The sequence below is a fragment of the Priestia taiwanensis genome (assembly GCF_014638355.1).
Classification (GTDB): domain Bacteria; phylum Bacillota; class Bacilli; order Bacillales; family Bacillaceae_G; genus Priestia_D; species Priestia_D taiwanensis.
Genome location: NZ_BMFK01000003.1, coordinates 119,699 through 132,350 on the forward strand (window position 1 = coordinate 119,699; position 12,652 = coordinate 132,350).

14 protein-coding genes are annotated in these 12,652 nt (G+C 37.3%); 2 read left to right on the forward strand and 12 right to left on the reverse strand.

Features of this window, described 5'->3' with window-relative positions:
* Positions 1 to 16: 16 nt before the first annotated feature.
* Positions 17 to 1,300 (reverse strand): DUF8451 domain-containing protein, encoded by a 1,284-nt coding sequence (locus tag IEV41_RS15485; protein WP_188389406.1) that lies wholly within the window; start codon positions 1,298 to 1,300, stop codon positions 17 to 19.
* A 273-nt stretch (positions 1,301 to 1,573) separates the two neighbouring features.
* Here IEV41_RS15485 and IEV41_RS15490 point away from each other — a divergent pair, with 273 nt between their 5' ends.
* On the forward strand, positions 1,574 to 2,272 hold the full coding sequence (locus IEV41_RS15490) for a response regulator transcription factor (RefSeq protein WP_188389407.1): 699 nt from the start codon (positions 1,574 to 1,576) through the stop codon (positions 2,270 to 2,272).
* Positions 2,250 to 4,406 (forward strand): HAMP domain-containing sensor histidine kinase, encoded by a 2,157-nt coding sequence (locus IEV41_RS15495; RefSeq protein WP_188389408.1) that lies wholly within the window; start codon positions 2,250 to 2,252, stop codon positions 4,404 to 4,406. Before IEV41_RS15490 ends, IEV41_RS15495 begins: the two co-directional genes overlap by 23 nt.
* An 8-nt stretch (positions 4,407 to 4,414) precedes the next feature.
* On the opposite strand, the gene IEV41_RS15500 is transcribed toward IEV41_RS15495, so the two are convergent.
* The 11 genes from IEV41_RS15500 to IEV41_RS15550 form a co-directional block, all read right to left on the reverse strand.
* Positions 4,415 to 4,645 carry an excisionase family DNA-binding protein gene (locus IEV41_RS15500; RefSeq protein WP_188389409.1) on the reverse strand — a complete coding sequence of 77 codons (231 nt, stop codon included), beginning with the start codon at positions 4,643 to 4,645 and terminating at the stop codon, positions 4,415 to 4,417.
* A gap of 24 nt (positions 4,646 to 4,669) precedes the next feature.
* Complete coding sequence (locus tag IEV41_RS15505) at positions 4,670 to 5,620, reverse strand: carbohydrate kinase family protein (protein ID WP_188389410.1); 951 nt, start codon at positions 5,618 to 5,620, stop codon at positions 4,670 to 4,672.
* 264 nt (positions 5,621 to 5,884) lie between these two features.
* Positions 5,885 to 6,493 carry an SAM-dependent methyltransferase gene (locus IEV41_RS15510; RefSeq protein ID WP_188389411.1) on the reverse strand — a complete coding sequence of 203 codons (609 nt, stop codon included), beginning with the start codon at positions 6,491 to 6,493 and terminating at the stop codon, positions 5,885 to 5,887.
* A 79-nt stretch (positions 6,494 to 6,572) separates the two neighbouring features.
* Positions 6,573 to 7,166: a hypothetical protein gene (locus tag IEV41_RS15515; RefSeq protein ID WP_188389412.1), complete on the reverse strand. Its 594-nt coding sequence runs from the start codon at positions 7,164 to 7,166 to the stop codon at positions 6,573 to 6,575.
* A 151-nt stretch (positions 7,167 to 7,317) separates the two neighbouring features.
* Positions 7,318 to 7,989 carry a hypothetical protein gene (locus IEV41_RS15520; protein ID WP_188389413.1) on the reverse strand — a complete coding sequence of 224 codons (672 nt, stop codon included), beginning with the start codon at positions 7,987 to 7,989 and terminating at the stop codon, positions 7,318 to 7,320.
* 1 nt (position 7,990) lies between these two features.
* Positions 7,991 to 8,527 (reverse strand): sigma-70 family RNA polymerase sigma factor, encoded by a 537-nt coding sequence (locus IEV41_RS15525; RefSeq protein ID WP_188389414.1) that lies wholly within the window; start codon positions 8,525 to 8,527, stop codon positions 7,991 to 7,993.
* A gap of 171 nt (positions 8,528 to 8,698) precedes the next feature.
* The gene (locus IEV41_RS15530) at positions 8,699 to 9,745 is read right to left on the reverse strand and encodes a HAMP domain-containing sensor histidine kinase (protein ID WP_188389415.1); all 1,047 of its coding nucleotides are present in this window, start codon (positions 9,743 to 9,745) and stop codon (positions 8,699 to 8,701) included.
* Positions 9,742 to 10,440: a response regulator transcription factor gene (locus tag IEV41_RS15535; protein WP_188389505.1), complete on the reverse strand. Its 699-nt coding sequence runs from the start codon at positions 10,438 to 10,440 to the stop codon at positions 9,742 to 9,744. The genes IEV41_RS15530 and IEV41_RS15535 overlap by 4 nt, the downstream gene beginning before the upstream one ends.
* A gap of 50 nt (positions 10,441 to 10,490) precedes the next feature.
* Positions 10,491 to 10,955, reverse strand: coding sequence for a DM13 domain-containing protein (locus IEV41_RS15540; protein WP_188389416.1), 465 nt, complete (start codon positions 10,953 to 10,955; stop codon positions 10,491 to 10,493).
* Positions 10,956 to 11,159: 204 nt separating this feature from the next.
* Positions 11,160 to 11,717 (reverse strand): hypothetical protein, encoded by a 558-nt coding sequence (locus IEV41_RS15545; protein WP_188389417.1) that lies wholly within the window; start codon positions 11,715 to 11,717, stop codon positions 11,160 to 11,162.
* 119 nt (positions 11,718 to 11,836) lie between these two features.
* Positions 11,837 to 12,640, reverse strand: coding sequence for a GNAT family N-acetyltransferase (locus IEV41_RS15550; RefSeq protein ID WP_188389418.1), 804 nt, complete (start codon positions 12,638 to 12,640; stop codon positions 11,837 to 11,839).
* Positions 12,641 to 12,652: the final 12 nt, after the last annotated feature.

Sequence of the window (12,652 nt, forward strand, 5' to 3'; positions counted from 1 at the left end):
AGTGCTCTCTTCTTCTTTATTCAACAGACATATATGCTTGTTTCGGATGATTCGGTTGATCTGGATATTTTAGTTGCAGCAAACCTTTTGCTAATATTTTTCCTAAATAGTTGTTTCGAAGACCATCCGGCGTACGTTCAAGTAAATCAGCTAACTCTTTTAAACGAAGAGACTTTTTCTTACATAATTGAACAATAATCTCTTCCATCACCGCTGGACTAAGGCGTTTTTTCTTTCGTGCTAGCTCGGCAATGTTCCATAACTCTGTTTCGACATCTTCTGTCATAAATATCGATTCACTCACTACTTCTCTTTCCTCTTTATTTATAGAGCTGCCTTCTTTATTATATGAGTTATCCACCATATTATAGGACTTAACACCCTTATTAAAGGAGCTTCCTACATTAATTAAGGAGTTGTCCATTTTACTTATGGAGTCCGGATTTTTATTTATGGAGTTGTTCGTTTTTTCATCGTTATTAACGGAGTTGTTCTTCTTATTAATGAAGCTCAATGGTTTTTTCTGTCGTTCTAGTAAGCTATCTGGAACGTGAACAATCATACGTGTACGTGCTAATTCATTATCTTGTGAAAGTATTGGTGCGTCGACATCTTCTTTACTCCATGCATCATATATACTTTTTACTCCGTAACCGGCACGTTTGCACTGACCAAGTAAGCGGAACATTTTAAAGATATTCGGATTCTGTAAGCTACTTATACCACCTTCTTGCACTTGTTCCATTGATACAGGTAATAAGCCTGGATTAGCGAAGTGAAAGATATTCTTCTCTTTATCAACGAGAACACCGCCATCCCCTTTATAATCACTATGCACAAGCATATTGACAAGCATTTCTTGCATTGCCGATACGATTCTTCCTTTCCCTATAGGAAGGAATTCTTGCACTTTACAATAGAAATCATATATATTTCCCGACCATGTACCATCCTGTGACGTAAGACGCGTTGACCAACCCTTTTTCTTGTTTTCACGATACTCTAGGAAATAACGCGGAATCACTTCCATAATGATTCTCTCTTCGCTGAACATAAGTAAGCCTGCAACCGTCAAACCTTCCTTGTTCGTATCACGAATCTTTCCCCACGCCCCAATTTTATATAGAAACTCTTTCATTTCTAGACTGTTCCACGGATGGCTCGGTTGTAACGTAGCGAAACAATCTCGGTAATGCTGAACCGCAGGTAAATGTAATTCATTCAATCCATAGTGTTCTAAAATAATACTATCTTGTAAAAATGACGGGTATTCCACCACGTTATTCGCATATTTATTCACACTTCTTCTCCCTTTTCTCTGTTAACTATCTTCATTTATTCTACCACTTTTCCTGCCCTTCTTCTGCGGAAATATCCTACTCTTTTGTTCTTCTGCAAGAACAAAAGAGTCTTTTTGTACTACTACCTATCCCACTTCCTACTAATACAGAAGTGATTCCTCTATTAATATTAAGAAATTCTTAAGATTTATCCTTCCTGTATGTTAATAATTACCGTTTATATTAAACGTATAACTAGACGTGTTATAATCTGGAAAGAGAGGTGACGAAAAATGACGAATTATTGTGTATTAGTCGTAGATGATGAAAAAGAAATCAGAGATGCGATTGAAATTTATTTAAAAAACGAAAATATTACTGTTATAAAGGCACAAGACGGACTAGAAGCAATTGAAAAACTACATGAACACGAAGTCCACCTTATTATTTTAGATATTATGATGCCAAGACTGGACGGTATCTCGACAGCTTTTAAAATACGAGAAGAAAAGAATATTCCTATTATTATGCTAAGCGCAAAGAGTGAGGATACCGATAAAATATTAGGGTTACAAATTGGCGCAGATGACTATGTCACAAAGCCTTTTAATCCACTTGAACTCATCGCACGTGTGAAATCTCAGCTGCGTAGATATATAACACTCGGTATTTACGAAGGCGCAGGAACAAGTAAACACGTAAATATTAACGGTCTTGCACTGAATCAAGAAGCAAAAGAAGTTGCCTTGCACGGTGAAACAGTGAAATTAACCCCCATTGAATACAAGATTGTGGAGTTACTGATGCTGCATGCTGGACGTGTCTTCTCCATCAGTGAGATATATGAGCGTGTTTGGAGTGAACCGAGCTACAACGCCGAAAATACAGTAGCCGTTCATATTCGAAAAATACGAGAAAAAATCGAAATTAACCCGAAGAATCCAAAATATTTGAAGGTGGTATGGGGACTTGGATACAAGATGGAGAAGTAAAACACTATTAATTACATGGTTACTACTTATTACGTATGGATTTAGTAACTTTATGATGGGTATACCTGCCGCGACAACTTACACGCACAAAGACTATTTTGAATCCAGTATATTTCACAATAATTTAAGAGAATTCACAAATGGATTACGTGAATATACAGCATTCTCTAAAGAAAAAGAACTAAAAAATCTTACCGTTTCTACTGAGGAAATAAGGAATCATCGCTATCAATATGGAGAATTAACGGAGCAAGTTGCATCTATTCGTCGACAATATGACAACAAAATTTCAGAAGCAACGAATTCAGGATTGAATGACCTTGTAAAGAAATACGAAGAAGAGCAAAACAAAAAAATTGAAGACATTACCCAAAACTTCATGAGCGATGATCACATCCGTGCCAAAATTAAAGAAGAAAAAGAAAAAGAAGTAGAGCAACAATACGCAATGTTAGAAGAGAGAAGACAAGATTTTAACAAACGTTATTCTCATATCCAGTATTTCTTTGAGAACCCTGAAACAAAGCAAATATATACGAATGCTCCTTCTGATTTCAAGACTCTCAGTGATTTTAATAATTATTTTACTGACACAGACATTTTATTTTCGCAAAGCTTCCCAAATAATGATTCCCGTTCATATAATCCAAATATGCCACTATTAAATGGGAAAATAATTATTACGGAGTTATCAGCTACAGGATATGTTGAATTGCAAATGTATGAAGATAAACGAACACTCTACTTTATTCAAATGATTACAGGGTTATTAGCACTCATTGGTAGTTTCTTTTTGTATCGTCATGTAAAAAAATTCGCAGTTAAAGTCATGGAACATCATCACCCAACTTTAACGAAAGTACCAATTGACATATGCCTTGGTGCCCTATTTGTTTCTATCACCATAGCACTGAACGTAATGAGACCATTATCGTCATTACCTTCACTATCACGAGAAGTAATTACGGAATACTTCACCATTACATTGACCATTTCGGTAGCATTTATATTCTTGATTCTTATTGAGCTACTGATACTAATTAGCCATTTTCATCATCAGTCGGAGCCATTAGAAGCTTGGAAAAGTTCGTTTACCTATAAGTTCCTGCAAATGATAAAAGATACCTTCATTCAGCAAAAAGTCGGACTGCAACTTTTCTTCTTACTAGGTGTTGTATACGCAGGTGGATTTGGTATATGTGTCGTCCTATTTCATCCAAACACAATAGTAGTGTATCTTGGGCTATTCATCTTAATCTTCTTACCGGTTCTGTATATATTCTTTAAACACATCGGCTACTACAATCGAATTAAAGCCGCAACAGACGAACTCGTAAAAGGAAACTATAACTACGAAGTACCAGTAAAAGGAAAAACAACGCTAGCACAACTGGCAAAAAACATTAACATCTTAAAAGAAGGCATGAAATCTTCCCAAAAAGAACAAGCGAAAAGCGAACGATTGAAGACAGAACTTATCTCGAACGTAAGCCATGACTTACGGACACCGCTAACGTCCATCATTACGTACACAGACTTATTAAAGAAAGAAAATTTAACGAAAGAAGAACAAGCTGACTATATTACGATTATTGATCAAAAGTCACAGCGCTTAAAACTATTAATTGAAGACTTATTTGAAGTATCAAAAATGTCGAGTGGTAATATCGAGCTACAACGTGAAAATATAGACGTTGTACAGCTCTTACAACAAGCACTCGCGGAATTAGATGAGAAGATTCAGGCATCATCCCTTCAATTCCGCTTCAAAACACAGAAAGAGCAGATTGATGCCTTCATCGATGGTCAAAAAATGTGGCGTGTCTTCGATAATTTAATTAACAATACGTTGAAGTACTCACTAGAACATACTCGTGTGTATATTTCGGTAACTGAGACAGAGAACAACGTTTCCATCTCCTTTAAGAATATCTCTGCGTTTGAACTCGGAGATAACATTGAAGAATTATTCCAACGCTTCAAGCGCGGTGATGAGTCGAGGCATACAGAAGGATCTGGCTTAGGTCTTGCGATTGCGAAGTCAATTATTGATTTACATGACGGAGAGTTACACATCGATGTAGATGGTGACTTATTCAAAATAACCATTACATTAGACAAAAAGAAGGACTAGGGATATCCCTAGTCCTCGTCTTTTATGTCATAATCCTCAGGAATTGGTTCGTTCAAGATTTCTTGAATGAGTTCCCGATACTTCTCCATCTGTTCCATGTGAGTTGTAAACTGCGCTTTGTTAATTACGTACTGTTCACCGTCATAAACAGCACGAATTTTTCGCTGTTGGATGAGACTTTCAATATATTCTTCTGGGAAGTCTAAGTACTCGGCTACTTCTTTAATCGTTACATACACGATTCTTCACCCTTTCCTAGCAAATTAAAATTTTACTACTTCCCATTTTAAACTATCTTTATATGCTTGAACGAATGGATAATCAAGTTCCGGATGAATTGTTTCAGCATGTGAAATTGTAATTGCAGACATTGCAACTGCGTACTTCACTGTTTCTTCCATGCCTAAGTTATTCATATAACCGTGACCAATTCCCGCCACAAGTGCATCTCCTGCACCAGTTACGTTCACAACTGGAATATCTAATGCTTTAATAATACCTTCTTCTTCACCGTTATGGTAGTAGATACCGTCTGCATCTAAGCTTAAGAATACATTTTCTACACCTAACTCACGGAAGTATTTACCTGCTCTGCGTACATCTTCTTGGCTCTCAATCGCAAATCCACATAACGCTTCTGCTTCGTGACGATTTGGCTTAATCGTATGGAAATAAGAGATTAAATCTCTCATTGGCACCGCTTTTGCTGCTGATACAGGATCAAGAACAAACTTTGTTGCGCCTTTGTATTTCTTCACAATATATTCAACAGTACTAGGATTGTCTGCATCGAAGAACATATACTCTGCACCTGTAATTACATCTGCTTTTGAGTCGATGAACTCCTCTGAGAATTTATCTGCAATCTTTAAATCAACAACAGCTGATACCATCTCACCTTTGTCATCTAAGACTGCTAAATAGGTTGGTGTTGACTTCCCCTCAATCACTAACGTGTCATCCATGTCTAAGTTGATGCGTTGTGCATGTGCTAACATGCTGTGCCCGTTTGCATCGTCCCCAACGATAGAGATTAACTTTGTCTTCATTCCGATTCTTGCCATGTTTTCCGCAATGTTACGGCAAACACCACCAAATGATACTTTTACAGCTCCTGGATTTGAATTATACGGCTTGAATTCGCATTGCGTGAATCCAAAGATATCGCAAATTGATACTCCAAAAACAAGAACATACGGCTCCTTACTCTTCATCTTTCCATTCCTTTCTACACCCGCTAATACAATCATGCCTTGTGCATTTTACTCGCTTTATTTATTATTTTAGTATAACATGAGATAAGACCAACTATTACAAGTTAATTTTTTCATAATGCGCCGTTTTCTGCACAATTCGACAAAAAACGTCCTTTACCTAAAAGAACGTTCTTTACACCCAATTATCTACTTTACTACAAACTTCACAAAAATTCACTACCCGATACCCATTTTCGTAAAAAAATGTCGATTTTCTCTCTTCTAATAGGTCAAACGATACACAACAAAGCGTTCACTATCATTATTTTTGTACAAACCCGGTAAAATAATCTCTTGCTTATATTCAAATGGAGTACTGTTTTCTAAGTAGAAAATATACTCTTCTGACGGATAATAAAAAATAAGTTCTACGTCTCTTGCTACTTCTTCGACAGAGCATAAAATATTAGCCGTAATCTTCCGGAAAATGTTAATAGAAAAAGGATTAAAGAAATAAAACTTATTATCACTTGGTTGAATAACATAATCCTCCGCATATCCATGATAAAAATGAATATTGTCCGTTCCTTTCGCCACCTTCTTCGCATACCTTTTCTTATTTTCTATTGCATCACAATAATAGTCATCATTCATTTCCACACCTGTAACAGTCGCACCGTAATGATAATGAAGATAGAAATTTAGCCGACCTTTCCCACATCCAAAGTCTACTACATGATCTTTGCTTGTCATTTCATATTGCTGGCATAATAGTTCTAATCCTTCATACGGTGTCGCTTCATAACGATGGTAATACGTTACTTTATTAAAACCGACTTGTTCGCCAGTTGTTGTAATGTTTAACACCTTATCATAGTCTTGCTTTTTCATTATTCGTCTCCTATTTCTTCATTATTCCTCCATCATACAACAAAAAAGCATTGCGATGTATGCAATGCCTTGTCCTTACCTATTTATCTCCCGCTAACATAAGAATTGTCATCATTGCGAAGAAGCAGAAAAGGACTGCTGCGACGATGTTCCAGCGGGTGTTTTTCTTGCTTACTTTCTGCTGAACAACAACCATCGTTTTTTGACTCATTAATATTTCTGCCGCTGGAATTGTACGTAATACATCAAATAGCTTCTCATAATGCGCTGTTCCTGCATGTAAGATATAACTCTTTCCATCTCTACAACTGATATATAGACACTCTAATTTCGAGTAATGTTCTGTATGTACCGTAATACCTCTTACTTCATCGTAGGCGTAACTAATTGTTTCGATATAGCGATTAGTAGCATCGAAGTAAGAGAGTAATAATCGATTATTCGTTACTGTCACAATTGTATGAACGCCAAAGTCCATCGTCATTCCAAATCTTGATGCCATTGTAGTCGTAGCTTGCATTGCCTTCACTTCTTCGTTCGATGTTGCTAAGATATGAAGAATCTCTTCCCCGTCTGTTAATTCTTCTGCGACATATGTACGTGCTTCTTCTTTCAACTTATTTCGTGCATGAATAATGTTAAATTCGAAATCATTTTCTCGTTTCTTCTCCATATCTTTCATCCCCTTTGCGTTGTTCTATTTACTCTCTCTACTTATTATACGAATTCTAAGTGGTCATTTCTGACAGAAAAAGAAAAAATGTTTATTTCCTCTAAAAATAATCTCGTCAGCAAAAAATGGACCGACGAGACTATTTGACTTCCTATATATCTCTCAGCATAGCTAGAATCAACATTGTTGCGAAGAAGAGGAATACCCCAAAGCCGAGAACATTCCAGATAACATTTTTCTTTCTTACTCTTTTTTGTACCTTTTTCATCCTCTCTGGATCCATTAATTCATCCGCTGCTGGAATCTTCCCTAATACATCAAACAAAATTTCATAATGAGCCGAGCCCGCATGTAATAAATATTGTTTGCCGTTCTTGCATTTGATATATAAGCATTCTAGCTTTGAATAGTTCTCATTATGTTGCACAATACCTTCAATCTCATCATACGTATAGTTAATTGTCTCCATATAGCGATGCATGGCATCGAAGAATGAAAGGAAGATACGATTATTCGTTACTGTCACAATTGTGTGGACACCATAATCCATTGTTAATCCAAATCCAGTTCCAAATGTGGACGCACCTTGTGCCGCCTTCACTTCTTCATTCGATGTTGCCATCACATGGAAAATTCCTTCTCCGTGTTGTAATTCCTTCTCTACGTACTTACTTGCTTCCCTCTTTAAGATACTTCGCGTTGCGATGATTTTGAACTCGTAGCTATCTTCATAATTTAACGTCATGTCTTTCGTAAATTCTGCTAATTCCACTTCGCTTACTTCAACATCATTTAATGCCTGTAATATCGCTCTTTCACTCATGTTATTCTCCTCCTATCGCTTGTTTTATCCGTTTTCGTCCTCGTGACAATCGACTATATATAGTATCAACCGAAAGTTGTAAGTCTGCCGCTATTTCTTCTATCGTATCTTCTTGTAAGTACCGCCTTATAAAGACGATACGATCTTGTTCGTTTAAACACTCAATTAACGTGTAAAAAGATTCATCATCTGGTGTGTCAGCGAAGGATGTCACGTGCTGTTCAATAACCCCTTCCTTGTTCACCTCTTCATATTGATATGCCTTGTTGTTTTTTCGTTTATAATCAATGGCTTTAAATTTCGAGACAGATATAAGCCAGCTTGTAAATTTCCCTCGTTCTTCATCAAATGTGTCGATATTATACCAAAGGGTCATTAGAACGTCGTTCATACATTCGTCGATATTTGATTTGTCGTATGCGCTATCGAGTACGCTATTAATAACTTTATAAATAAGTCCACCATATGTGCTGATAACTAAATGAAGTGCATCCATATTTTTCTCCCGCAAGCCTTGCAGCATCTGGGCTTCGTTCATCCTCTTCACCTCAACCTTTATTTAATCCTCTCATTCATTATACGAAACCTATTTGTTTATTTCTGACAAAAAAAGAAAATTTTTTATCTTTTTTTCAAACGATTTTATATGAAAGGTGATATGAGGTCGTTCAGACGAATAACGAGAAATAAAAAAAGCTGCCTCGTTCAACTAACGAGACAACTCCTTCATAATAGGTATAGTAAAATAAAATGTACTTCCTTTTCCTTGTTCACTACTTACGCCGATCTCGCCTCCATGGAGTTCAACAATCGACTTACAAATTGCGAGCCCAAGCCCACTTCCACCGAATTCTTTGCTTCGTGATTTCTCCACTCGATAGAAGCGTTCGAAAATGAAAGCTTGTTCCTCTAGCGGAATACCCTCACCTTCGTCTATTATACGAATACGAACCACGTGTCCTTCATCTTGCACCTCAACGTACAACTCGCCACCACTCTTTGAATACCGAACCGCATTTTGCAATAGATTCACTACTACACGCATCACCTTTTCTGGCATAACAGCAACCGCTGGGAGTTTCTCCGGTAAGTCAACATGTACATGTAGCTTCTTCTCTTCGATATGCACATATTGATTTTCAAGCGCTTCAATAATTAATTTATCGACATAGTACAACTCAGGTTCGAACTTCTCCGCTTCTGATTCAAGTTGTGTTAACTGAAACAAATCATGAATTAAGTAGCCAAGACGCTTCGTTTCAAGTTGGATTGTTTTTAAATATTGATCGAATACTTCTTTATCTTCAATAATGTCATCTTGCAACGCTTCGACAAACGATTGGATCGATGCCAGTGGTGTACGTAAATCGTGCGATACATTCGCAACTAGCTCTTTTCGCGACGCTTCTGATTGTTGAAGCTTCGTGAAACTCTCTTCTAATTTACGGCTCATCTCATTGAAATTCTCCGCAAGTTGTCTACACTCTTTCGGTCCAATTAATGACACTTTCCCATTAAAATGACCGTCAGCAACCTTCTTTGATTCATCTTTCATTTGTGACACTGCTTGTTCAATTGGCCGAATTAACATACCATGTACGAAGAACGAGAGAACCCCTGCGATTGCTGTAACAAAAGTCAGCATCACAATCGCGTCGTCCGGCAACAACATGCAAAAGTAACTGATCATCAAAAAGACAAAAATAAGAAAAATACTTAACGCGTTCGCAAGTAACAACTGAGTACGCATCTTCATTTCGAACCACTTCCATCAAATTTATAACCAACACCCCACACTGTCTTAATAAAAACTGGCTCAGACGGTGTTTGTTCTAATTTTTCACGAAGACGACGAATATGCACGGTCACGGTCGTCGTATCACCGTAAAAATCAATATCCCATATTTTATCTAACAGCTCACTTCGAGAAAAAGCTCGGTTCGGATACGATGCCAATAAATACAATAAGTCGAACTCTTTTACTGTTAAATCGACGAACCGATTCCCCACTGAAACAGTGCGCGTCTCTTCGTTAATCATTAAATCCCCGAAATGAAATGTTGATTGTTGCATACGTGCCTTTCCAATGTTCATGCGGCGGAAAATCGCTTTTATACGTAAAACGAGCTCTCGAGGACTGAACGGCTTCGTCATATAATCGTCTGCTCCCATTGTTAATCCCATTAAGCGATCTACCTCTTCACTTCGAGCTGTCAGCATAATAATTGGTACATCGTCCACATTTCGAATTTCCTCACATACTTCTAACCCATCTTTCTTTGGCATCATCACGTCTAAAACGAATAAATCTGGCCTCTCTTCCTGCCATAATCGCAAAGCCTCTTCTCCGTTATAAGCCGTGAGTACATAATACCCTTCTCGCTCTAAATATCGCCTACATACGTCTGTTATGTTCTTCTCATCATCCACTACGGCTATTTTGATTGGCAACATCCTCATCCCCTTATACGCTTGTTGTTCTTGTATCATCCCTTAAATAGCTATTGTTTTTCAAGTACAACATGACCAAAATTCACATCAAAAGCACGGCACCATACGACGACTTTGTTATACTCCATGAGATCAACATCGCTTGGTATTTCATAATTTTGATTTCCTTTGTTTCCTTTTAGTTTGCCTAAATCTATCCCTTCACTTGTATCCATTCCTTCTTTTACTACATATACGTTCAAATCTGGACCATTCGTCACTTCAAATTCTTCAAAGCGGATATATGTTTTGCCATCTGCCATAACTGTTTTTGCATTGCCTGTAATGTTGTGAATGTTGTCTACTTCAACAAACATTCCCGCATAGGTCGTTACTTGTTCTTCCTGTACTATTTCGGCTACAACTGGTGCCTTCTCATCTACTGTCTTAGTGATAAATAATGGGGATAATAACCACCATGCAATCGCAATTCCACCAATTCCAAGCACAATAAACATCCAATATTTTCGCTTCATCTCTTCCTCATCCCTTCTCTCTTTCGTTGCTTCTAGTATGAAAGACGAAGCTTATGAAACGATAACGAAAATCTTACGAAAGTATTAAATACAAATTATTAGACATTATATAACGGAAAAAGTTTTCATTTTTTATTGTTTCTCACATTTTTCTAAACATATATAAACAAAAAAGGAGCGACATGTGGATCGCTCCTTTTTGTATTAAATAAACTCAAACTTATTATTCGTAAGTAACGCATTTATTTGCTTCAGTTGCTCCGGAGAATACATACCAATTAAACAATCTTGTCCCAATTCTAGAATCGCAATTCGTTTCTCTGTCTTTTGCTGTGCCAACAGTTCATTGAATCGATCAAAAATTGTTCCGTCTACCCAATCGTTATCTACTTCAAGATCCCAATGATATTCTTTACCCGCTAACGTGAACGTAAGTGTGGCCTCTTCCTCTTCAATATCAACAGCATCTCGTATATTCTCGATTTCTAGCAAACCTTTCGATAATGCTTTTACTCGCTCTACAATTTGGACATAATCACCATTATCTTCGATGCATTCTGTATCAAAGTGCCATACATCATCTGATACATCCACGAAGTCGTCTTCCTCGACTTCTACTTCACCACCCATTGCAACTAACGCAAGTAAATACGGTTCTTTCTCAAACTCTTTCTCGTCGAACTCTTCAAGAAGAATATCTTCTGTCATTCCTTTGCGTAAGTGAATTCCCGCCTTTTGTAACTCCCTCAATTGTTCACTCAAACTTATTTTTTTCTTGGATTTAAAGAAATTAAACATATGTACCACCAATCCTTCTATTTATTCTTCTTACTAAATCATTTGCGGTACAAGCAAAAAAGACGATATTCTCGCTCCTTCTTCTAAAAATAAAACCAATATACACGATACGAATGGCTTCTCACGAGTCCTGCTTTCTCTGCTGTTTTTTGCGAAGCAATATTTTCTTCCATACAGTCCCACCAAACATGGAGTTTCTTCGTGCGTAACAGATTCACTAGCAATATTGTGAGTGAACTCGATAATCCCCTTTGACGATATGCTTCGACTGTCACCACGCCTATCGTATGTGTCGTTTCATAAACATCGGTCACAATCGCAATACTCGCAACCTCATTCTCTTTTGTGAGAGCGATATAACCGTCACCTTTTTCAATAAATGCTTCAATACTTCCCCAATACTGGATAAGATAATTCGTCATAAATTCACGGTTCCGTATCTCTTTGTTTTCAAGGAGATGGGCTGTAATTTCAACGAATGTAAAATCTGTTATTTCTCTAATCTCTTTTGCCGGAGAAGTCCAATCAGATTTGTACACATATTGACCATCTCCCTCTATTTTTCTATCGCGTAACACATGAAAAACAACGTCTTCCCAGCCCTCTGAATCTAGCGCAAATTCAAAATAGCTTATCTCTTTCTCTTGCAGAAAAGGAATAATTTCCGCTTGTACGAAGGCTTCCGTAAATAATGCAGATCCCTTTCCCATGAACTGAAAACATGCTAACCCGTTCGACCATACAAGCGCAGAAGATGGGCTCTTTTCGTCATCTACCCACATTTCTCCAGGGCTATTCCCTATCGCAACCGCTGCGAACGACTTATCACTTGTTTCTGTAATGAATTGGCTTGCTAGTGCTTTGTTTCGATTAGTGATGCGAATCATTATATATCTCCT